This is a genomic window from Kiritimatiellia bacterium, from assembly GCA_018001225.1.
GTDB lineage: Bacteria > Verrucomicrobiota > Kiritimatiellia > CAIQIC01 > JAGNIJ01 > JAGNIJ01.
Window position 1 is genome coordinate 1 of record JAGNIJ010000057.1, and the last position, 21,593, is coordinate 21,593.

16 protein-coding genes are annotated in these 21,593 nt (G+C 69.5%); 9 read left to right on the forward strand and 7 right to left on the reverse strand.

Going from position 1 to position 21,593, the window contains the following annotated elements:
* The 9 genes from infB to KA248_14730 form a co-directional block, all read left to right on the forward strand.
* Positions 1-1,752 (forward strand): translation initiation factor IF-2 (gene infB, locus KA248_14690; protein ID MBP7831153.1); only part of this gene is annotated, 1,752 nt, incomplete at its 5' end.
* A 55-nt stretch (positions 1,753-1,807) separates the two neighbouring features.
* Complete coding sequence (gene rbfA / locus KA248_14695; GenBank protein ID MBP7831154.1) at positions 1,808-2,200, forward strand: 30S ribosome-binding factor RbfA; 393 nt, start codon at positions 1,808-1,810, stop codon at positions 2,198-2,200.
* Positions 2,197-2,970, forward strand: a complete 774-nt coding sequence (gene truB, locus KA248_14700) for a tRNA pseudouridine(55) synthase TruB (GenBank protein ID MBP7831155.1) — start codon at positions 2,197-2,199, stop codon at positions 2,968-2,970. Before rbfA ends, truB begins: the two co-directional genes overlap by 4 nt.
* On the forward strand, positions 2,967-3,971 hold the full coding sequence (gene ribF, locus KA248_14705) for a riboflavin biosynthesis protein RibF (protein MBP7831156.1): 1,005 nt from the start codon (positions 2,967-2,969) through the stop codon (positions 3,969-3,971). The genes truB and ribF overlap by 4 nt, the downstream gene beginning before the upstream one ends.
* Positions 3,972-4,004: 33 nt before the next feature.
* Positions 4,005-5,954, forward strand: a complete 1,950-nt coding sequence (locus tag KA248_14710; GenBank protein MBP7831157.1) for a tetratricopeptide repeat protein — start codon at positions 4,005-4,007, stop codon at positions 5,952-5,954.
* 446 nt (positions 5,955-6,400) lie between these two features.
* Positions 6,401-8,179: a BamA/TamA family outer membrane protein gene (locus tag KA248_14715; GenBank protein MBP7831158.1), complete on the forward strand. Its 1,779-nt coding sequence runs from the start codon at positions 6,401-6,403 to the stop codon at positions 8,177-8,179.
* 1 nt (position 8,180) lies between these two features.
* Positions 8,181-11,444: a translocation/assembly module TamB domain-containing protein gene (locus KA248_14720; GenBank protein ID MBP7831159.1), complete on the forward strand. Its 3,264-nt coding sequence runs from the start codon at positions 8,181-8,183 to the stop codon at positions 11,442-11,444.
* Positions 11,445-11,655: 211 nt separating this feature from the next.
* Entirely contained in the window at positions 11,656-12,240 is a 585-nt protein-coding gene (locus KA248_14725) for a thioredoxin family protein (protein ID MBP7831160.1), read from the forward strand.
* 111 nt (positions 12,241-12,351) lie between these two features.
* A complete protein-coding gene (locus KA248_14730) occupies positions 12,352-13,233 on the forward strand; it encodes a PTS sugar transporter subunit IIA (GenBank protein ID MBP7831161.1) in 882 nt (293 codons plus the stop codon).
* Between the two features lie 22 nt (positions 13,234-13,255).
* On the opposite strand, the gene KA248_14735 is transcribed toward KA248_14730, so the two are convergent.
* The 7 genes from KA248_14735 to KA248_14765 all read right to left on the reverse strand — a co-directional run.
* Positions 13,256-13,780: a prepilin-type N-terminal cleavage/methylation domain-containing protein gene (locus KA248_14735; protein MBP7831162.1), complete on the reverse strand. Its 525-nt coding sequence runs from the start codon at positions 13,778-13,780 to the stop codon at positions 13,256-13,258.
* A gap of 4 nt (positions 13,781-13,784) precedes the next feature.
* Complete coding sequence (locus tag KA248_14740; GenBank protein ID MBP7831163.1) at positions 13,785-15,497, reverse strand: serine/threonine protein kinase; 1,713 nt, start codon at positions 15,495-15,497, stop codon at positions 13,785-13,787.
* A 134-nt stretch (positions 15,498-15,631) separates the two neighbouring features.
* The gene (locus KA248_14745; protein ID MBP7831164.1) at positions 15,632-16,519 is read right to left on the reverse strand and encodes a CHAD domain-containing protein; all 888 of its coding nucleotides are present in this window, start codon (positions 16,517-16,519) and stop codon (positions 15,632-15,634) included.
* Between the two features lies 1 nt (position 16,520).
* On the reverse strand, positions 16,521-18,635 hold the full coding sequence (gene ppk1 / locus KA248_14750) for a polyphosphate kinase 1 (GenBank protein ID MBP7831165.1): 2,115 nt from the start codon (positions 18,633-18,635) through the stop codon (positions 16,521-16,523).
* Positions 18,625-20,181: an exopolyphosphatase gene (locus KA248_14755; GenBank protein ID MBP7831166.1), complete on the reverse strand. Its 1,557-nt coding sequence runs from the start codon at positions 20,179-20,181 to the stop codon at positions 18,625-18,627. Before KA248_14755 ends, ppk1 begins: the two co-directional genes overlap by 11 nt.
* Positions 20,182-20,234: 53 nt before the next feature.
* On the reverse strand, positions 20,235-21,236 hold the full coding sequence (locus KA248_14760; GenBank protein MBP7831167.1) for an ROK family protein: 1,002 nt from the start codon (positions 21,234-21,236) through the stop codon (positions 20,235-20,237).
* Between the two features lie 90 nt (positions 21,237-21,326).
* Positions 21,327-21,593, reverse strand: a 267-nt coding sequence (locus KA248_14765; GenBank protein ID MBP7831168.1) for a peptidylprolyl isomerase, incomplete at its 5' end; no start/stop codon positions are given.

A 21,593-nucleotide genomic window follows, 5' to 3' on the forward strand; every position in this document is an offset into this window, starting at 1 on the left:
GTCAAGGGGCCCATCGTCGTCAAGGAGTTCGCCGAGCAGCTGGGCCTGAAGCCCAACCTGTTGATCGCCGAGCTGATGACGATGAACGTGTTCGCGTCGATCAACGAGCGCATCGAGTTCAAGGTGGCGCAGCAACTGGCCTCCCGGCACGGCGCTTCGATCGAGCACGAGAAAAAGGCGCCCGAGCCGAAGCCGGTCAAGAAGGTTGAGCCGAAGGTCGAGGAGCCGCGCCCGGAGGACATCCGTCCCCGGCCGCCCGTCGTGACGTTCCTCGGGCACGTGGACCACGGAAAGACTTCGCTCCTCGATCGCATCCGCCACAGCAAGGTGGTGCAGTCCGAGGACGGCGGCATCACGCAGCACATCGGCGCCTACATGGTGACCTACCGTGAGCATCCGATCACGTTCCTGGATACGCCGGGCCACGCCGCGTTCACGGCCATGCGCGCCCGCGGGGCGAACCTGACGGACGTCGCCGTGCTGGTGGTGGCCGCGGATGACGGGGTGATGCCCCAGACGAAGGAAGCGCTCCAGCATGCCCGGGCGGCCGGCGTATGCATCATGGTGGCCATCAACAAGATCGATCTCAAGACCGCCGTCGTGGACCGCGTCAAGCGCCAGCTCCAGCATGAGGGCCTGGCGCCCGAGGACTGGGGCGGGCAGACGATTTGCTGCCCGGTCAGCGCGACCACGGGCGAAGGCATCGACCACCTGCTGGAAATGATCCTCCTCCAGGCCGAGATGCTGGAGCTCAAGGGCAACACGCGGCGGCCGGCGCGGGGGTTTGTGATCGAGGCGCGCCTCGAGGCCGGCAGCGGTCCGACGGCGAACCTGCTGGTGAAGGAGGGCACGCTTTCGGTGGGCGATGCCGTGGTTTGCGGCCGCTGCTGGGGGCGGATCAAGGCGCTGATCAACGACCAGGGCATCAAGGTGCGGACGGCGGGCCCGTCGGTGCCGGTGAAGTGCCTGGGCCTGAACGGCGTGCCGGAGCCCGGCATGGAATTCCTGGTGTACGCGAACGATCGCGAGGCGCGGGCCATCGCGGAACAACGGGAGGCCGCCAGCCGGCTCCAGGCCATTTCGGCGCCGCGCCGGGCCTCGCTGGACGACCTGCTCAAGCCGGCGGAGGCGCGACCGCGCACCGAGCTGGCGCTCGTTCTGAAGGCCGACGTGCAGGGCTCGCTGGAGGCCATCCGGCAGGCGCTGTCGGGGATCAAGAGCGACAAGGTCACCCTCCGGATCGCGCTGGCGGGCGTCGGCAACATCACGGGGAACGACGTGCTCCTCGCCAGCGCCTCCGACGCGATCGTCGTCGGGTTCCACGTGAGCAAGGAGGACGGCGTCGGGGCCCTGGCGAAGCGGGAGGGCGTGGAGATCCGGCTCTACAGCGTGATCTACCAGCTGCTCGACGAGGTGCGCGACGCGATGGCGGGGCTGCTCGAACCCGTGATCAAGGAGCAGGTGCTCGGCCATGCCGAAATCCGGCAGGTTTTCGAGATCGGCAAGAAAGGCAACGTGGCCGGTTGCATGGTCGTGGACGGCCGCATTACGTCCCATGCCCGCGCCCGCGTGAAACGGGCGGACGACGTGCTCTACGAGGGCGCGGTGGTCTCCTTGAAGCGGTTCCAGGACGACGCCTCCGAAGTCCGCGAGGGCCTGGAATGCGGCATCCGGCTGGATCGCTTCACCGATTTCAAGCCGGGCGACGTCATCGAGTGTTACGAAGTCCAGAAGATCGAGCAGCCGCTTTAAACCGAGGCCGTCGCGCCGGCGTGTCCCCCGCGGCGCCCTCTTCCCGGAGCCGGTCATGAGTCATCAGCGCATGGTCAGAGTCAACGAGCTGCTCAAGCGCGAGGTGGCCGCCGCGCTGTTCCGCGTCGTGAACGAGGCCGGGTTCGACCTGACCGCCGTGACGGTCACGGGGGTCGAGGTCGGCAGCGACTTGAGGACGGCGGTCGTGCGCGTGTCCATCCGGGACCATCGCGGGGAGCGGGAGCACATGCTCCAGCTCCTGAAAAAACACCGAGCCGACATCCAGGAAATCCTGCATCGCCACGTGATCCTCAAGTACACGCCCCGCCTCACCTTCGAGCTGGATGAATCGATCGAGCGCGGCGACCGGGTGCTGGGCATCCTGCACCAGATGGAGAACGCCGGGGAGCTGGGCGAGGGCGGCGGGCCCGGGAGCCCGGCGTCATGAACGGCCCCTCGCGACGCCCCCCGCCGGGCCGGTACTCCGGACCCCCGCCCGTCATCGAGCCGTGGGAGGGGCTCCTGCTGGTGGACAAGCCCCCGGGCATGACCTCGCACGATGTCGTGGACGCCGTCCGCCGGCATTTCGGCTTCAGGAAGGTCGGCCATGGCGGGACCCTGGACCCGATGGCCACGGGCCTGCTGGTCATCCTGCTCGGGCGCGGCACCAAGCTGTCCGACCGCGTGATGGCCTCCGACAAGACCTACGAGGGCACCCTGAAGCTGGGTGTGACGACGGACACGGAGGACGTGGACGGGAAGGTCCTGGCCGAGGCGGATTGGACCTCCGTGACGCAGGCGCAGGTGGAGCAGCAGATGGCCTGCCGGGTGGGCGATCTCATGCAGACGCCGCCGATGGTCTCGGCCGTCAAGAAGCAGGGCGTCCCGCTCTACAAGCTGGCCCGCAAGGGGCAGACCGTGGAGCGCGAGCCGCGCCTGATCCACGTCTACGAGTTCCGGCTGCTGGCGTTCGAGCCGCCCCGGGCGCGTTTCGTCCTGCGGTGCACCAAGGGCACCTACGTGCGGACCCTCTGCGCCGACATCGGCCGCGCGCTGGGCTGCGGGGCGTTCCTGGAATCGCTGCGCCGCACGCAATCCGGAGCGCTGACGGTGGACAGCGCCGCGCCGCTGGACGATATTCTACGCATGAACGAGGACCAGGTGGCGGAGCGGGTCCTGCCGTTGCATGGCCTGCTGGCGGAAGGACCTCCGGGATGAAACTGCGGAGGGACCTGGAAGACATGTCTGGCGTGCCCGGCCCCTCCACCGTGGCCATCGGGACGTTTGACGGCGTGCACCGCGGGCACCAGGGCGTGGTGCGCGCGGCCCTGGACCGGGCCGCCGCCCTGGGCGGCACGGCCTGGGTGATGACCTTCGATCCGCACCCGATGAAGATCCTCCGGCCGCGCGAGGCGCCCCTTTCGCTGACTTCCACGCCGCACAAGGTCCGCCTGCTCCACGAGCTCGGGGTCGAGGGCTGCCTCCTGCTGCCCTTCACGCCCGAGCTGGCCGCGCTCGAGCCCGAGCCGTTCCTGGACAGGCTGACCGGGGCGTGGCCGGGGGCCCGCGCCTTCGTGGTGGGCTCGAACTGGACCTTCGGACACCGCGGGCGCGGCGACGCGGAGTTGCTGCGCCGGTGGACGGCGGCGCGGGGGCTGCAGGCGGTCGTCGTCGACCCGGTCGAGTGGGACGGGCAGCCGATCTCCAGCACCCGCATCCGGCGCGCGGTCCAGATGGGAAAGCTGGAGGACGCCCGGGTCATGCTGGGCCGGCCGTACAGCCTGCTGGGCACCGTGATGGCGGGGCGCCGGGTCGGCACCCGGCTGGGCTTTCCGACCGCGAACCTCGATCCGCACAACGAGGCGGTCCCCCCGCCCGGCGTCTATGCCGTGCGCGCGGCGATGAAGGGCGGAGCGTGGGTGGGCGCGGCCTTCCTGGATACGAAGCCGCACGAGGGCCTGTCGGCGGGCGTCCACCTCGTGGAGGTGCACCTCCTGGATTTCGCCGGGGGCGAGTTGTACGGGCGGGACATGGAGGTGTTCTTTGTCCGGCGGCTGCGGGAGGTGCGCCGGTTCGACAGCCTGGAACGGCTGCGCGAGCAGATCGCCCGGGATATCGAGCAGATCCGGTCCGAGGCGGCGCGCGAGCCCGGCTTGGGCGAACCGTATCCGTCCGCGTTTTTTACCTCTTGCCGCCGCGCCGCGCATCCCACAGAATGACCCGAGTTACAAGCAGCTTGGAGGACCGCACCCATGAATGAACCGGCACGGGAAGCAGACAACAAGAAGCTCGGCGGGGGCTGGCTGGCGTGGGTCAGCCTGGCCGTGCTGGCGCTCTGGGGCGTGCGCACGATCGGCCACGGCAGCTTCTGGATGCGGCTGGCCGCCGGGCGGGCCATTGCCGAGCAGGGGATCCCGCGGGTCGACGCTTTCACGTTCACCGCCGCCGGCCAGCCCTGGATCAATACGTCCTGGCTTTACGATCGCGTGCTGTACGGCTTGTGGAACCTCGGCGGCGCCCCGCTGGTCATTCTTTTGCACGTGGCGATCCTGGTTGCGGCGTTCGGCCTGCTGATCCGGCCCGCCCGCCGGCTGGCCGGGCCCGTGGGCACCGCCCTGGCGTTGCTGGGCTGCGCGTGGCTGATCAGCGTTCGCTTCGTCGTGTCCCCGGTGCTGCCGGCGCTGCTGTTCACCGCGGTCTTCATCCGGGTGCTTTCCGGGTACTCCCGGCCCTGGGCGCCGGCGGTCCTGCTCCCCGTCCAGTGGCTCTGGGCCAACATGCACGGCAGCTTCATCCTCGGCCCCATTCTCTTCCTGCTGTTCACCGTCGAGCGGTGGCAGGAGAACCGCGAAGCGCCCGACAAGAAGGCCCTGGGCTGGGTGGCGGCCATGATTCCCGCGGCGCTGCTGGTGAGCCTGCTGAATCCCTTCGGTGCGGCGGCCTATTCCCAGACGTACCGCGACTGGAGCTACGTGGTCTTTGCGTTCGTGCAGGAATGGATCTCGCCGTTCAGCCTCCAGTTCCAGCGCGCGTTCTTCGTCAAGAACATCGTGACCCTGGCCCTGCTGGTCGGCGCCGTCGGGCTGATCGTCGAGAAGCGGAAGCTGCCCATCGCCGAGACCAGCCTGGCCGTGCTGGGCGCCTTCCTCGTCGTCCGGTCTCTGCGGCATGTCGAGTTCTTCGCGCTGCTGGCGTTCCCCTTTCTCGCGTTGAGCGTCTCCGCGGCGGGGGCCTACGTGGGCGAGCAGATCCGGCCGCGGCTGGGAGCCCGGGCCGGGTGGTGGCAGGGCGCCGGCGTGCTGCTGGTCCTGCTGATCGCGGCCGTCTCTGCGTCGGCCATCGTCTCCGGCGGCTTCTACGAGGCCATCGGCTCGCCGTCCACGTTCAAGCTCGGCGTGGCGGAAGGCCTCTATCCGGAAGGGGCGGCCGGGGTCCTCGCGCGGTCCGGCTTCCCGGGGAAGACGGTCAACCTCGTCCCCGACGGCAGCTACCTCGCGTGGATCGCACCCGGCCGGCCGGTGTTCGTGGATCCCCGCGCGGACCTGCACGGGCCCGAGTTTTTCGAGGCGCTGAACCGGTGCCTGAACGGCGAAGCCGAGGCCTGGGACGGCCTGGAGAAGAAGTGGGAGCCGGAATCGGTGCTGATCAACGGCGGTGCGGCGGGCGCGGGTCCGCTCCTGCGCCTGTTGCTCGACAGCAAGCGCTGGGCGCTGGCCTACTTCGACGGCACCTCGGCGCTGCTCGTGCGGGCGACGGAGGCCAACCGGGCCTGGCTGAACAACACCGACCTGCAACGCGAGGGGTGGGACCTTTTCCACTCGGAGTACGAGGCCCTCAAGAACGCCTCTTGCGCCAGGGTCTCCCCGAGACTGATCGGGGCGGGCACCTTTTTCCTGGCCGTGAACCGGTACCCGGAGGCCGAGGCCGTGTACGACCTCCTCACCCGGCGGAGCCCTTCCATGGTGAACGCCTGGTACAGCCTCGGCATGGTCCGCCTGCAGCGCGGGAAGTTCGACAAGGCCGTCGACGCCCTGGAGCAGGCCTGCCGGCGCCGTCCGCGGGATCCCTTCTTCCATCTCCAGCTTAGCCGGGCTTATGCCGGCGCGGGCCGGGTGAGCGAGGCGGAAGCCGCCTTCGAAAAAGGGCGGAAACTCAACCCGGCCCTCGCGGAGCGTTTCCAGTCCGGCGCGGCCGCCCCGTAACCCGGATTATTGCCAACCCCCGGCGCTCTTTTTTCCTCATTTTTTAATATCACACTTTTCGAAGTGTGATATCAGATCTGTTTTCGCATACATGATAAATCAGTCGTAATACGCTTTTTTATAATAGGATGCGTCTATATAAATCATGATCACACTTCGATAAGTGTGAGAATGAAAGCTGATGCTACACTTCCGTTGAGGCCCACGTTGTGGAGGACTTGCCGGGCCTTGGCGAATTCCCGGCGCCTGGCCCTCCTGCCGTTGCCGGGCGCGCGGGGAGAGTGCAATGTTGAGCGGTCGAATCCCGAAAACCGGGACAACCTCCACATCCCCATTTCGAGCATCGAAAAAGCTTGCTCAAGGTGCGGGTTCTGTTTCCCTCTTGTTTCATGCATTCGGCCGTTCGGATTCTTGCCCGACGTGAGCGGGTGAATTGCCCGATAGCCATGCGGCGGCTGCCGGCGCTGGCGGTCCTCGCGCTCATCCTGTTCGCCGCCGGCGGCCTCCCCGCGCGCGGTCAAAAGGAAAAAGCGATCCGGTACGACGTCCGTGTCGAGGGCGTGCCGGATCGCGCCTTGCGGCGCGATCTGCTCCTGCTGTCGGAATCCTGGCAGCTCCACGCCCGGCCGCCGCCCACGATCCGCCTGCTGCGCCGCCGCGCAGAGCGGGACACCGATACCCTGCGCCTCGCCCTCCGCGCCCGGGGCTATTACGCCGCCGAGGTCGAGGCCGCCTGCGCGGCCGGGAAGAAAAAAAATCGCGTCCTTTTTCGGGTGCAGACGGGCCCGGTGTTCCTGGTTCGATCCGTATCCATCGGCGTCACCACCGGGAGCCTCCCGGCCGCCGCGTCCCCAGCGCGGCTGGGGCTTGAGACCAACCGGCCGCTCGTGGCGCAAACCGTGCTCGACGCCCAGGCCCGCGTGCTCCGCGCCTTCCAGGCGGGCGGCTACCCGGCGGCCCGCTTCGCGGAGCAGTCCGTCGTGGTGGACCACGCCGCGCAGCGCGCGGACATCGTCCTCCGCGTGGACCCGGGTCCGCCGGTCCGGTTCGGCCCGGTGAGCGTGCGCGGCCTCACCCGCCTGCGCGAGTCGTACGTACAGCGGCTGGTCCCGTGGCGCGAGGGGGAACGGTATGACATCGATCGGGTGGATGCCTTCCGGGATAGCCTCGCCCGGGGCGGGCTGTTCTCGGCCGTGGCGATCGAATCGGGCGCCGTGCCGGAGTCCGGGGACGAGTCTCCCGTGACCGTGACGCTGAAGGAACGCAAACGCCGCCGCGTGGAGCTGGGCGTCGGCTACACCGCCGACGGCGGCGCCGAGACGCACGCCTCGTGGCTGCATCGGAACCTGTTCGGCGGAGCCGAGCAACTCCAGCTCGAAGCCGGCGTGAACGAATTCAATCTCTACGCGGAGGCCGCGTTCCGCCGGCCGCAGTTCCTCCGGACCGACCAGGACCTGCTGCTGGATCTCAAGGTCCAGCAGGAGGAAGGGGATGCCTACACCAGCCGTTGGGTACGCGCGTCGGGCGGGCTCGAGCGCGCACTGCCCCGCCGGCTGCGCGCGCAGGCCGGCCTCGCGCTCCGGTATTCCGAGGTGGAGCAGGAGGAACGCGAGGAGTTCTTCCTGTGGTCCCTGCCCGCGCGCCTGCTCCGCGACACCTCCGACGACCTGCTCGACCCGACGCGCGGCGCCCGGTGGACCCTCCTGGGCGAGCCCACCTACGACCTGCTGAACGGCGGCATGGCGTTCTTCCGCGTCCGGCTGACCGCCTCGAAGTACTGGAGCTTCTCGAAGCGGCCCCTGCTGGTCCTGGCCGCCCGAACCGCGGCCGGAAGCCTGATCGGGCCCTCGCGGGGCGACCTGCCCGCCGACGAACGCTTCTACGCCGGCGGGGGCGGCTCGATCCGCGGGTACGGCTACCAGACGGTCGGTCCGCTCAACGAGGACGACAGCCCGCTTGGGGGACGCTCGCTGCTGGAATCCTCGCTGGAACTGCGCTGGCGGGCGACCCGGACCATGGGGTTGGTCCTGTTCGCGGACGGTGGCACGGCGTTCGAGGAAAAGGTCCCCGACTTCGACGAGCGCTACCTGTGGGGCGCCGGGCTCGGTTGGCGTTACTACACATCGTTCGGCCTCGCCCGCTTCGACGTCGCGGTGCCGCTCGATCGCCGGCCGGACCTCGACGAGGATTACCAGTTTTACTTGAGCATCGGGCAGGCCTTCTGACATGAACGCGCGCGCGGCCATACGCGGATTCCTGAAGTGGACGCTCCGCGCCCTGCTCGCCACGGTCCTCCTGGCGGCCGGGGCCGCGGTCCTGCTGCAGACCCGCTGGGCCGGAGACCGGCTGGCCGCGGCCGCAGTCCGTCGGTGGAGTTCGGCGGACTTCCAGGTCACGGTCTCCGGGGCGCAGGTGCTCTGGCCGGACCGTCTCCGCGTACGGGAATTGCGTCTCGCCGACACCGCGGGCGAATGGCTGTCCGCCACGGGGCTGCACGTCCGCCTTTCGATTCCGGACCTGTGGGCGCGCCGATGGACGATTCGCGAGGGCGCCGCGGCGGCGGTCCATCTCGTGCGCCGGCCGGAAAGGACGGGTGGGCCGGCCAGGGCCTCCCCGGCCCGCTGGCCGGCCCTGGCCGTGGATCGGCTGCGGGCGGACGAGATCGTTCTGGGCGAGGCCGTGGCGGGAGAACGGATCCGGTTCCGCGCGCGGGGGCGGGCTCAAGTGGATCCCCAGGCGGGCCTGTGGTGCGCGCTCGAGGCGGAGCGGACCGACGGACTCCAGGGCTCCGTTCGAATCCTGGCCCGGTGGTCCGGCGACGTGCTTCATATGCAGGCCGGGCTTGTCGACGATCCCCGCGGCCCGCTCGCGCGGCGCCTGCCGTCGCGCCTTACGTCGCCGCTGCGCGCGCGGTTGCGCGGGAGCGGGCCGTCCCGGGCTTTCGCCGGTGCACTGCGGGCGGAAGCCGGAGGGGCGGGACAACTGGACGCCTCGTTCATGCTGGACGCGCGGGCTCCGCGGGCCGTGCGCTTCCAATGGGTCTTCCTGAACGGGGGACTCCTGCCTGCCGCCTACGGGCGGTTGGAAGGCGAGGGTTCGCTGCAGGATGTTCCGGAGCGCCCGGCCGGCGAGGTCTCCGCCACCGTCATGCGCGGGGACGAGTCCTTCAGTGCCCGCGCGGCGGTGCGGTACGGGGAGGGTCGGCTCCGGATGTCGGACATCGATTTCCGCGCCGGGACGCTCTCGGTGACGGGGGCCGTGGAGTTCGAGGCGTCCACGCGGCTGGCGACCGGCCGCCTTTCCGCCGACCTGCCTTACGTCTCGGATATCGCCGGCCGGTTCGGCTGGCCCGTCGGCGGCGAGGCGCACCTGGACGTCGACCTGGTGCCGGACGGCGGTGCGCAGCGGGCGCGAATTCGCGGGGAGGGTTTCCAGCTGACCAGCCCGTGGGCCGGCGCGGCGGGGCTGCGGGTGGAAGCCGACCTCTGTCCGTTCGGGCTGGATCCCACCGGCCGCGTGGAGATCGCGATCGAGGACGTATCAACAAGCCGCGCGACGCTTTCGAATCTGGTCTTTCGCGTGGAGGGTGAACGGCGCGGCGTGGAATGGTCCGCTTCCGCGCGGGGCCGCCTGTCGCAATCCTTCGAGTGGGACGGGGCCGGCCGCTGGGACGGCGCGGCCACCGGCGCCGTGCTGATCGTGCGCGAGCTGGGCGGCCGCTTCGCCGGCGGCGAATTCGGTCTCGAGACACCGGCGCGGATCGCATGGGGCGGGGGCGGGTATGCCTGGGGGCCGACGGCGTGGCGGGTCGGGCCGGGTCGGCTGGAGGTCGACGCCGGGACGTTGACCGGCGGCGTCCTCCGGGCCTCGGCGCGGCTGGACGGGTTGCCGCTGGTCGCGCTCGCGGAACTGGGCGGGCCGGGCCTGAAGGGGCGGGTCTCCGGAGAGCTCGCGCTCGGGGGCCGCATGGAGGAGCCGGAGGCGGAACTGCGCCTGTATTTCTCTGGCGTGCTTCCCCGCGAGCCGCTGATCCTGCCCCTGGCGCCGGCGGACGCGGAACTCGGCGTTCGCGCGTCGAACGGCATGTTGCGCGCGGAGTGGACGCTCTCGGGGCCGGCCACGGTTTCGGGCGACCTGCAGGTTCCGTTCCAGTGGTCCCTGCGGCCGTGGTCCGCCCGTTTGCCCGGTTCGGCCCCGTTGAGCGGCCGCTTGCACGCGGGCGCCGACCTGGCCCGCCTGGTGCCCGCGTCGTTTCTCGAGGATCGGGCGGTCCGGGGTCGGCTGAAGGCCGACCTGACGTTCGGCGGCCGCCTGGATGCGCCGGATATCGACGGGTCTTTCGAACTGCAGGATGGCTACTATGAGGACCTCGACCTGGGCCTGGTGTTCCAGGACATCGGCATCGAAGCCCAATCGGACCTGGTCCGCCTGACCATCACACAGGCCTTGGCCCGGGACGGGCTCGGAGGCCGCGTGGAGCTCACCGGGCACCTGGACTACGCGCCCTCGCGCCGGTTCCCCTACGAGTTGAACATCCGCTTCGACAACGCGGCGCTGATCCGCGAGGACCACTTCCGGCTGGATGCCGACGGAGAGGTGAAGCTGGCCGGGTCCATGGCCGGCCACCGGCTGGCCGGCCGCCTGCAGATCCGCGAGTTGGATTACGAATCCGTGGAGCGCCCTTCGGCCTCCATCCCGCAACTCGACGTGACGGAGATCAACCGGCCGGGCGCGCCGCCGGGGACGCCGGCCACAAACGGCCCGGCGCGGCCGCTGGAACTGGACCTCGACATTCGCGCGCCGGCCCGCGTGTACATCCGCGGGCGCGGCCTGGACTCCGAGTGGCAGGGCCGGCTGCGCGTCGGCGGCACCCTGGCCGAGCCGGTGTTCCTGGGATCGTTCAACGTGCTGCGCGGCCGATTCCTGTTTCTCGGCCGGCGCTTCGCGCTCGACCGGGCCCTGATCAGCCTGGACGGCCGCGCGCCTCCGGACCCGCAGCTGGACATCAGCGCCAGCGTGGAGGCGGGGGGCATCACGGCGCGGCTCGGGCTCGCCGGATCCTGGGATACGCCCGCGTGGTCCCTCACTTCCGAACCGGCCCTGCCGGAGGATGAAATCATGTCGCGGCTGCTGTTCAACCGCGAGGCGGACGGCATCACGGCGCTGCAGGCCCTGCGCCTCGCCTATGGCCTGAACCTGCTGCGCGGCGGCGGGGGCGGCGGCACGTTCGACATTCTCGGCAAGAGCCAGAACCTGCTGCGCGTGGACCAGCTGGATATCAAGCAGGATGCCGACGATCCCTCGCTGACCTCGATCGCCGTCGGGAAATATCTCGGCGAGCGCGTGTATGTCGAGGGCGAGAAGAGCCTGGCGGGCGAGGGCGATTCGATCTTGGTCGAATTCGAGCTGTCCCGTTCCCTGCGCCTGCAGACCATCAGCAGCCCGCAGCTGCGCGAGGGGCTCCGGTTGAACTGGAATCGCGATTACTAGCACGGTGTTCCGGAAATCGTGGTGCGCGAAAAGGAATCCTGTCATCCCGGGCGTAGCGAGGGATCTCCATGGCGCCCAACACGTTGGAGATCCCTCACTTCGTTCGGGATGACAGCACCGTGAACATTGCAACCTGTGGGGCAGCGTACTCGATAGCCGGTCTTGATTCGGCCGCCGGACATGGTTAAGTAAGAAGAAAGGAGATTCTTATATGGTCGCCACGCCTTCCACGATGCTGCCGCTCGGAACCCCCGCCCCGGATTCCACGCTGCCCGACGTGGTCAGCGGGAAGCCGGTTTCCCTCGCCTCCTTCGCCGGCCGCCGGGCCCTGTTGGTGATGTTCATCTGCCGGCACTGCCCCTTCGTCAAGCATATCGAGCGCGAGCTGGCGCGGATCGGGCGGGACTACGCGGACCGGGGCGTCGGGATCGTGGCGGTCAGCTCGAACGACGCGGAGAAGTATCCCGACGACGCGCCGGAGAGCCTGAAGGCCATGGCCGTCGAGCTCGAGTTCAATTTCCCGTTCTGCCACGACGAAAGCCAGGACGTGGCCAAGGCCTACACCGCCGCCTGTACGCCGGATTTCTTCCTTTTCGGCGGCGACCTGAAGCTGGTCTATCGCGGCCAGCTCGACGACAGCCGGCCCGGAAACGGCAAGCCGGTGACCGGTCGCGACCTGCGCGCCGCGCTGGACGCCGTCCTGGCCGGGCGCCCCGTCCCGCCCGACCAGAAACCCAGCCTGGGCTGCAACATCAAGTGGAAGCCGGGCGGCGAGCCGTCCTATTTCCGTTGCTGAACCGCGCCGCCGCGCGCTCGGTCGCCCCGGAATGTCTTTACACGCCGGGGGGAGATTTGGTAAAAGCAAACGTCACTCGGCCTGTCCCCTGACGGAAGGCGAAGGGCGTGAATGAGCGATTCCGTTGTCATCGCTGCCGCGCACAAGAAAGGAAGCATGCACCGCGTTATCAATCATTTGATCCAGTTGCAGGAACTCCGCGTGGCCCGCGCCCAGCAGGAGGCCTCGATGCAGGGCGCCCGGCTCTCGCAACTGGACACGGCGATTCAAACGCTGATGCAACAGCTCCCGCAGGATATCGCGGTCCGCTACCAGAAGATCGAAAAGAAGGGGCTGCTGGCCATCGTGCCCGTGGCCAACGGGGTCTGCTCGGCCTGCGGCATGTCGCTGCCGGTCAGCCTCGTGCATGCCGTCCACGCCGCGGATTCGCTGCACCACTGCCCGAACTGCGCGCGCATGCTGTACTACCCCGAATCGCTGCCCCGCCACGTCGGGCGCCGGAAGCGCCGCAGCGAGCCGGCCAAGGTCGGCATCGATCGGTTCTCCTCGGTCGACCTGATGATCCCGCAATTGGTCTCGCAGGAGCGCGACGACGTGATCGCGGAGATGTGCCGGAAGATGGAGGCGGAGGGGTTCGTGGACGACGCGGGCCGGCTGCAGGAGGAGGCCCTGAAGCGGGAGGCCATCGTCAGCACCGCCGTGGAACACGGGCTGGCCTTTCCCCACGTCCGCGGCGTCGAGGGCGGCGGTCTGACCCTGTCGCTCGGCCTGCATCGCAAGGGCATCCGGTTCGGCGGGCCGGGGCGGGGCTTGACGAGGATCGTCTTCTTCATGGTCATTCCCACGGCGGCCAGCGCGTTCTACCTGAAGCTGCTTTCCGGCCTGGCGCAGACCTTCCAGAAGGAAGAGGCGCGCGATAAGTTGTTCGAGGCGGAAACGCCGGAGCAGCTTTGGAAGGTCCTCGTCAAGACGACCAAGTCCACGATCCAGTAGGCTCCCGGCCGGGCCGGACCCGCTACAGCCGGCGCAGGTCGGCCGGGGGATTGTCGGACAGTTCCACCTGCCCGTCCGTGTAGAGAATGTGGTAATGCCCGCGGTGGGGAGGCGGCACGGATTCCGAGAGGGCGCTGATTTCCACCAGCATCCACTTGGGGACGCCCGGCGGGTGCAGCTTGCGCCCGTTGTTTTCCACGTTCCAGACATAGGTCAGGCCCAGGGCGCGCTGCGCCGCCGGCAGGGCCGGGCAGACCGTCAATCCTTCGCCCGCCGTGTAGGGCCGGATCACCGTCACCAGGCTGTCGGCGTCCTGCTTGGGATCGTTCGGGAAGAACGCCAGCCGGGGCAGCGTGCCGCGGTCGATCTCGTACATCTCCAGGGCGGTGTAGATTTGCCAGAGCTGTTCCGCGCAGCGCCGCGTGAGCCGGCCGTGCTTCAGGTGGTGGAGGCCCCAGGCGACGCCGACGGACAGGAGCAGGACGACCACGAGCAGCTCGAGCAGCGTGAATCCGTGCCGGCGATGGGCGGGGGAGTGTGTGTTCATGGCTTCACCGGTCCACCTCGTTGAACAAAAGCCGCGCGAAGGGCGCGGGCCACTCGGAGGGCGGCGAGGAAACCTGGAGCGCCCGCTTGATGTACCCGGCGGCCAGGCGGTTCTCGCCGTCGAGGTAGGCGCGGATCGCCGCGGCGACGTAGGCGTCGTTTTGGAACGGGTGCTGCATGTCTTCCACGTCTTCGGCCACCCGGCGGCTCGAGAGATCGCCGGAGAGCCCCTGGATGGCCGTCCGGATCGGCCCCTCCGCGGGCGGTGCGCGCAGCATCAGCACCTCGAGGGCTCGCGCGCGGTCGCCCTCGAGCAGGGCCAGTTCGATGTACTCGAGCTGGGCCATGTTGGCGATGGCCGGCGAGGCGTCCGGGTTGGTCAGGATGCGGTGGTACAGCGCCTGGGCGCCGCGGCGGTTGTTCAGCATGATCTCGCACCGCGCCTGGTCGAGCTCCGCGATGGCCGCCGTCCGCGTGTCGCCCAGCGAGCGGCTGATGTCCGCCGCCGCGCGGAACCCGTCGCGGGCGGACGTCCAGTCGCTTCCAATCATGGCCTTGCGCGCCATCCGGATGTCGTTCCACGCCCGCGGGGTTTCCCGCTCGAAGTCGCCCCCGCTCTCCGCCTCGGCCAGCATGTACAGGGCGTTCTTCAGCTGGGCCCGGCGCACGACCTCCTCGAAGCGCGTCCGCAGCAGCCGCTGCCGGAACAGCAGCCCGGCGCCGGACAGGAGCGCCAGCATGGCCAGCAGGATGAGCAGCGGCTGCCGGTAACGACGGGCCAGGTGCCGCAGGTAGGCCCAGATCGAGAAGCGATGGGCGCTCACGCGGCGCCCGGCCTGGACCCGCTCGAGGTCGCGGGCGAAGGCCTCGGCGTCGACATAGCGGTCTCCCGGCTCCTTTTCCAGGGCCTTGAACAGCACCGCCTCGAGGTCGGGCGGGATCTCCTTGCGGAACAGCCGCGGCCGGCGCGGCAACTCGTTCTTTACCGACTCGAGCACCTCCTTCACCGGCGACCCGTGCTGGATGCCGTAAGGCATCACGCCGGTGACCGCCTCGTACAGCACCACGCCCAGCGAGTAGATGTCGCTGGCCGGGCCGACCCGCTCGCCCCGGGCCTGCTCGGGCGACATGTACAGCGGCGTGCCCGTCAGGGCGCCCGTGAGCGTGCAGGAGGGCCAGTCCATCAGTTCCGCCACGCCGAAATCGGAGAGGAGCGGCTCCTCGAACTCGTCGATCATGATGTTGGTCGGCTTGACGTCGCGGTGCACGATGTTGTGCGTGTGGGCGTACTGCAGGGCGCGGGCGATGCGGATCGCGATCTCGACGACGCGCATCAGGCTCATCGGGGTGGACTCCAGCGCGGCCTCCAGCGTGCGGCTGTTGCGGATGGATTCCATCGCGATGTAGTGATAGGGCCCGTCGCGGCCCGTCCCGTAGATCGGCATGATGTTGGGATGCCGCCGCAGCTTCTTGGACGCCTCCGCCTCGCGGCGGAACCGCTCGAGCATGGTGGCCGACACGCCGGGCCCTTCCTGGAAGATCTTGAGGGCCACCTCGTGGCCCGTGCTGTCCGTGGCGAGGTAGACCGAGGCCATCGAGCCGTGCCCGAGGAAGTCCGTGATAACGTACTCGCCGATGTGGAAGCCCTTGCCGGGATACTTCCCGGCCGTGGCCTGCGATCCGGCCGGCACCGCGGTTGTGTCCCTGGCCTTGCTCATGGTGCGCACATGAATCTGCTCTTCCGCCTTCGCGGATTCAAGGGCAAACCCGGCCGGGACAGGGCGAATCCGGTCGGCCGCGGGCAACCAGGGGGGGGCGGCCATACTTTGCAAAGTATGGCCACCCCCTCGGATCAGGCCGTCCCGCGCGGGGCCAGGATCCGGTCCAGCTTGCGCTGGTAGCGGGGCCGCATGAAGCGGGCCCAGTCCTCTTCAAAACGGAGCCGGTCCTGTTCGCGCTGGAGATGGATCGACCGGATCATGCGCGCCGGGGGGCGGGGGCGGCAGGTCCGCAGGTGGGCGAGGTACACGTCCTGGTCGTGGACGTCGCCGAGGACGTCCTGGATGGCCTTGAACCGCCGGGCCAGCGCGTCCAGCGGCGCGTCCCACGCGCCGGAGAGGAACTCGGCCATGTAACGCGCCTTGCGGCAGGCGATGCGCAGGCGGTGCATCTTCTCGGGCGGCAGGTCCGGCAGGCCGCGCGCGCGGCGGTGGATCCGCTTCAGCGCCTTGCCCAGCGCCCGGCGGCCGAGGTCCGCGGCCGGGCGGTCACGGACGCGTCGCGTGCCGGGCTTGAGATCCTCGTCGATCAGCCGCGTGAGCTCCGTTTTCAGCGCGCCATATTCAGCGCCTTCCAGCCGAGCCCGGACCTGTTGCTGCCGGCGGGCTTTTTCCCTCGCCTGCGCGGCCAGGAAGCGGGCCGACGCCCCGCGCCGCAGGACGGAATGGCGCTTCAGGAATAGCATCCAGACGTCCGTGTCGCGGGCGGGCCCCAGCTCTTTCAGCAGCTCCGCGTAGCCCGCTTCCACCGTTGCGGCCCGCGTCGCGGCCAGCGGCTTGCGGAACGCCCGCAGGAGCGTGCGCAGCCGCCGGATGGCCACCCGCATGTCGTGCAGCGGGCCCTCGAGCCCCGCCCGCACACCGTCCTCGGTCTGCCGGATGACCTCCGCCTGCGCCCGCGCGTGCCGGCGCACGAAATCGGCGAAGGACTCCGGCGGCGGCTGGAGAGGGGACGCGTTCATGTCAGGGCTGGGCGCCCGCCGGGCGGTGGGGCTCGAAGACCGGGCCGCCCGCGGAGGCCGCGGCCTTCGCGGCCTCGACGGCCCGGCGATAGAAGACCTCCTGGCTGCGCACGGCCTTCTTCTTCGCCGGCGGCGCCAGGCGCTCGTACGTCCCGTCCGGGAGCAGCCGCCGCGCCTTGACGTTGTCCTGCAGGCTGGTCTCCAGGATCGAAACCAGCCGGGCGCGGCACGCCGGGTCCTCGACCGGGACGAGCAGTTCGACCCGCCGGTCGAGGTTGCGCGGCATCCAGTCGGCGCTGGAGATGAAGACGAGCTCCTCGCCGCCGTTGTGGAAGTAGAAGATGCGGCTGTGCTCCAGGAAGCGGTCCAGGATGCTGATCACGGCGATGTTCTCGCTCAAGCCCGCCACCCCCGGGCGCAGGCAGCAGATGCCCCGCACGTTGAGCTCGATCTTCACGCCGGCCTTCGAGGCCTCGTAGAGTTTCTGGATCAGGTCGGGATCGGCCAGGGAGTTGAGCTTGGCCATGATCCGGGCGGGCTGGCCTTGTTTCGAGCGTTCGATTTCGTTCTGGATCAGATCGAGGAGCCGGTCGCGCAGGCCGATGGGGGCGGCCTCGAGCTTGCGGTAGCGGACGGGCTGCGAGTAGCCGGTGATGGTGTTGAAAAACGAGGACGCGTCGGCGCCGTAGTCCTCGTCGGCGGTCATGAAGCTGATATCGCTGTAGAGGCGCGCGGTCTTCTCGTTGTAGTTGCCGGTCCCGAAGTGCACGTAGCGGCGGATGCCGCCGGGCTCGCGCCGGACGATGATGCAGATCTTGGCGTGGGTCTTGAGCCCCTTGAGCCCGTAGATGATCTGGACGCCGGCGTGCTCGAGCGCCGTGGCCCAGCCGATGTTGCGCGCCTCGTCGAAGCGGGCCTTGAGCTCCACCACCACGGTCACGTGCTTGCCGCGGTCCGCCGCGCGCGCCAGGGCGGCGACCACCGGGCTGCTCTCGCTGGTGCGGTACAGGATCTGCTTGATGGCGAGGACGTTGGGATCGTTCACCGCCTCCTCGATCAGGCGCACCACCGGGTCGAAGCTGTCGTACGGGTGGTAGAGCAGCACGCTGCGCCGCGCGAGGAGGTCGAACATCGGCTCCTGCGGCGGGAGGTCCGCCGGCGCCTGGGGCGGCCAGTCCTCGATCTTCAGGGGATCGAAGCCGGTCATGCCCGCGAGCCGGAAAAACGCCGCGAGGTCCAGCGGGCCGGGCGCGGGGTAGACCTCCTGGTCCGACAGGTCGAGCGCGCTGCGCAGGAAACCGAGCAGGATGTCCGACGGTTTCCCGCCGATCTCGAGCCGGATGCACGGGCTGCGCTTGCGCTCGGTGAGGACTTCCTTCATCTGCGAGAGCAGGTCGCCGGCGGCGTCCTCGCTCACGCTCAAGTCCGCGTTGCGCGTGATGCGGAAGGGCACGCTCTCCAGGATCGGCTCGCCCGGAAAGACGCGGTCCAGGAAGGCCGTCGCCAGGTCCTCGATCGGAAGATAGTGGAAGCCGGCCCCGGTGGGCACGGTGACGAACCGAGCGAGGCCGCGGGGCAGGGGGATCACGGCGAAGCGCGGCATCTCGGCGCCGCGGACGGCCTTGAGCCGGACGCACAGGTTCAGCCCGAGCCCGGGGAGCAGCGGGAACGGCTCCTCGATATCCACGGCCATGGGCGTGATGATGGGGAAGATCTCGTGCTCGAACACGGTCTCCAGGTAGGCGTCCTGCTCGGGCGTCAGGGTGCTGCGCTCCACGCGCCGGATGCCCTGCTCGGCGAGCCGCGGATCGAGGTCGTTCAGCAGGCACGCGTATTGGTCCGCCATCAGGGCGCGCACGGCCTGGCCGATCTCGGCGAGTTGCTCCTTCACCGTCAGCCCGGAGGCGTCCGCGCCGTCCCAGCCCTGCGCCCGCAGCTGCTGCAGGCCGCCGACCCGGATCATGAAGAACTCGTCGAGGTTCGAGCCGGTGATCGCCAGGAACTTCAGGCGCTCCAGCAGCGGCAGAGAGGCGTCCTGCGCCTCCTCCAGCACGCGCCGGTTGAAGGCGAGCCAGCTCAACTCCCGGTTGAAGAACCGGTCGGGCTTAGACGCCATCGCGCGCCTCCGGGTCGGCGAACCGCTCTTCCTTCAGGACCGCCGGCAGGCCGTAGACCTCCTCGAACAGGGCGCCCTTTTCCTTGAGGGCCAGGCGCTCGAGGGTCAGGTCCTCCACGTTGCGCACGCGGATGACGAACTGGCCCGGCTCGCGCACGAATTCCACGTCCCGGACCTGCTGCAGGTGGTTGCGCTCCAGGGCGTCGGCGACGCGGAGCAGCGCGGCCATCTTCGACACCGTGATCCGGTCGTCGCGCCCGAGCGCCATGTACTCGGGGTGCGTCGCGGCGGGCAGGGCGCGCCGGTGGTAGCGGGAGACCAGGGCGACGATGGCCAAGTCCTCGCGCGTCAGGCCGAACAGGTCGCTGTGCTGGATGATGTAGAGCGAGTGCTTGTGGTGGCTGCGGCTGCTGATGAAGCCGCCGACCTCGTGGAGCCGCGCGGCCACCTCGAGCAGCAGTTCGTACCGCTGGTCCAGCTGGTGCTCGGGTTGCAGCTCCCGGAACAGCCGCACGCACAGGTCCGCCACGTGCGCGGCGTGGGCGGCGTCCACGTTGTACTTCTCCGCCAGGGCCACGGCGGAATGCCGCACCTGGTCGGCGAACGAGCCGGTCCAGTAGCCGCGCAGGGTCATCTCCTTGAGCAGGCCGTCCCGGAAACTGGCCTTGGGCACGAGGATGTGCTCCGCCTTGAACGCCCGCGCGAGGTGCTGGTAGACCAGCAGGGCGGGGCCGACGGTCTCGGCCTCCTGGTAGGTGAGCTGGTACTTGCCCACGATCTTCGCGACGCTGACCGGCAGCAGCTTGTCGTTGAAGGCCGCGAGGGCCTTGTAGTCCAGGCGCGCCGTCTTCCGCTCGGACCAGTCGGGGCAAAGCTGCGCGGCGGCGAAATGCGCGTCGCCGGACATGGCGACCAGGACCGGGACCGTGGCCACCGGCAGGTTGCGCACGACCTGTTCGACCAGCCGCTGGATGTGCTGCCCGAGGATCGTCCGCACGCGCTCGGTGGTCGCGCGGTGGGTCTCCAGTGTCTCGCGCATCCGGAGCGAGCCCAGCCGGTACGAATCCGAGAAGACGATGTGCCCCTCCTGCAGCAGCAGCAATTCCGTGCTGCCCCCGCCCACGTCGGCGACCAGCAGCGAGCCGGTCTCCAGCTCGGGCTCGTCCGCCAGGACGGTTTGCGCCGCCATGAAGGTCAGCCGGTTCTCCTCCGCCTCGTCGATCGCCCGCACGTTGATGCGCGTGGTGATGTAGATGCGGTCGAGAAAGGTGTCCCGGTTCTGCGCCTCGCGCACCGAACTCGTCGCCACGGCCCGGACCTGCTCCGGTTTCGTGATGCCGTACTCGTCCATGACCCGCCGGAATCCCTTGAGGATATCCACGCATTCCTGGATCGTGGATTGCTGGATCCGGCCGCGGGTGAACGTGTCCTTGCCCAGTTGGACGCCCTGCGAGAGGCTGTCCAGCTTGCGGACGCCGCCCTGGTCGTCGATCTCGGCGATCTCCATGCGGATGGCCGTGGCGCCGATGTCGATGACAGCGGCCATCCGGACGTTGCGCGGCGGCGCGGGGGCCTCGGGAGGCGCGACCGGGTCCGGGCTCATGAGTCCTCTTCCTCCCGGGCCTCGACCGCGGCGGCGATCAGCGCGGCGGCGCCCATGGCCGTCGCCGCGTCGCCGAGGCGGGCGGGCGCGATCTTCAGGTCGTCGGCATACATCGCCATCGCCCCGTCCTCGATCGCCCGGCGGACCTCGCCGAGGAACAGGCTGGGCATGGCCTCGACCAGGCCGCCGCCCAGGACGAGGACGTCCGGGGCCAGGAGGTTCACCACGCCTGCGAGCGCGATCCCGAGCTTTTGCGCCGCGTGGCGCACGATCTGCTCGACCACCCCGTCGCCCGCCTCGATCGCCTTGGCCAGCGCGCCGCTCTTCATGGCCCCGATATCGGTGCCCGCGAGGCCCAGCAGGTGCGGCGCCTCGCCCCGGTGCGCGGCCATGGCCGCCTCGGCCGCGATGCCCAGCCGGCTGGCGATGGTCTCCAGGCAGCCCCGCTGGCCGCACCCGCACAGCCGGCCGTCCGGCTCGACCGGGATGTGGCCGATCTCCATGCAGGAGCCCTTCTTGCCCCGGAACAGTTTCCCCTCGTAGACGCAGGCGCCGCCCAGGCCCGTGCCCGGGAAGACTCCCAGCGCGCAGCGGGCCTTCCGCGCCGCGCCGAACCGGTACTCGCCGTACAGGCCGGCGTCCACGTCGTTCGCGATGGTCGCCGGACAACCGAACCTCTTCTCCAGCGTGTTCTTCAGCGGCACGTTGCGCCAGCCGAGGTTCGGCGCGGTCAGGATGATGCCGCGGTCGAGGTCCAGCGGGCCCGGGCATCCCACGCCGATGCCCGAGATCTCGGACATCTTGAGATGCGCCTCGCCCACCGCGGCCTGGACGGTGTCCAGCAGGCGGGACAGCACCTGCCGGGCGCCGCTCTGCGCGCGGGTCTTGACCTTCTCCGACGCCAGCGCCTTGAAGCGCTCGTTGAAGACCGTGGCCATCATCTTCGTGCCGCCCAGGTCGAAGCCGACCCAGTACTTCTTACTCTTCATGTTCGCCATGTAGTCCCGCCTTCCGTCCTGAAGAATGCTGTAGACGCGCTTCTGCGAAGCGCGGAGGCGGCTCGCCGAGCCGCCGCTACAGAAGAAGCCCTAGGGCAGGCGGACGGCTTCCACGATCTCGATCGGCTCCACCGGCACGTCGCCGTGCGGGCCGGCCTGGCCGGTGCGGACCGCCTTGATCTGGTCCACCACGTCCATGCCCTCGACCACGCGGCCGAAGACGCAGTAACCGAAGCCGCGCGAGTCGGGCGACGTGTGATCCAGGAAGGCGTTGTCCGCGACGTTGATGAAGAACTGCGCGGTCGCGCTATGCGGATCCGGGGTGGGCGCCATGGCGAGGGTCCCGCGGGCGTTCTT

Bases quoted from the DNA above. Each gene is read 5' to 3' on its own strand.
- rbfA (MBP7831154.1), top strand. From the start codon at position 1,808: ATGAGTCATCAGCGCATGGTCAGAGTCAACGAGCTGCTCAAGCGCGAG.
- truB (MBP7831155.1), top strand. From the start codon at position 2,197: ATGAACGGCCCCTCGCGACGCCCCCCGCCGGGCCGGTACTCCGGACCC.
- ribF (MBP7831156.1), top strand. From the start codon at position 2,967: ATGAAACTGCGGAGGGACCTGGAAGACATGTCTGGCGTGCCCGGCCCC.
- KA248_14710 (MBP7831157.1), top strand. From the start codon at position 4,005: ATGAATGAACCGGCACGGGAAGCAGACAACAAGAAGCTCGGCGGGGGC.
- KA248_14715 (MBP7831158.1), top strand. From the start codon at position 6,401: ATGCGGCGGCTGCCGGCGCTGGCGGTCCTCGCGCTCATCCTGTTCGCC.
- KA248_14720 (MBP7831159.1), top strand. From the start codon at position 8,181: ATGAACGCGCGCGCGGCCATACGCGGATTCCTGAAGTGGACGCTCCGC.
- KA248_14725 (MBP7831160.1), top strand. From the start codon at position 11,656: ATGGTCGCCACGCCTTCCACGATGCTGCCGCTCGGAACCCCCGCCCCG.
- KA248_14730 (MBP7831161.1), top strand. From the start codon at position 12,352: ATGAGCGATTCCGTTGTCATCGCTGCCGCGCACAAGAAAGGAAGCATG.
- KA248_14735 (MBP7831162.1), bottom strand. From the start codon at position 13,780: ATGAACACACACTCCCCCGCCCATCGCCGGCACGGATTCACGCTGCTC.
- KA248_14740 (MBP7831163.1), bottom strand. From the start codon at position 15,497: ATGAGCAAGGCCAGGGACACAACCGCGGTGCCGGCCGGATCGCAGGCC.
- KA248_14745 (MBP7831164.1), bottom strand. From the start codon at position 16,519: ATGAACGCGTCCCCTCTCCAGCCGCCGCCGGAGTCCTTCGCCGATTTC.
- ppk1 (MBP7831165.1), bottom strand. From the start codon at position 18,635: ATGGCGTCTAAGCCCGACCGGTTCTTCAACCGGGAGTTGAGCTGGCTC.
- KA248_14755 (MBP7831166.1), bottom strand. From the start codon at position 20,181: ATGGCCGCTGTCATCGACATCGGCGCCACGGCCATCCGCATGGAGATC.
- KA248_14760 (MBP7831167.1), bottom strand. From the start codon at position 21,236: ATGGCGAACATGAAGAGTAAGAAGTACTGGGTCGGCTTCGACCTGGGC.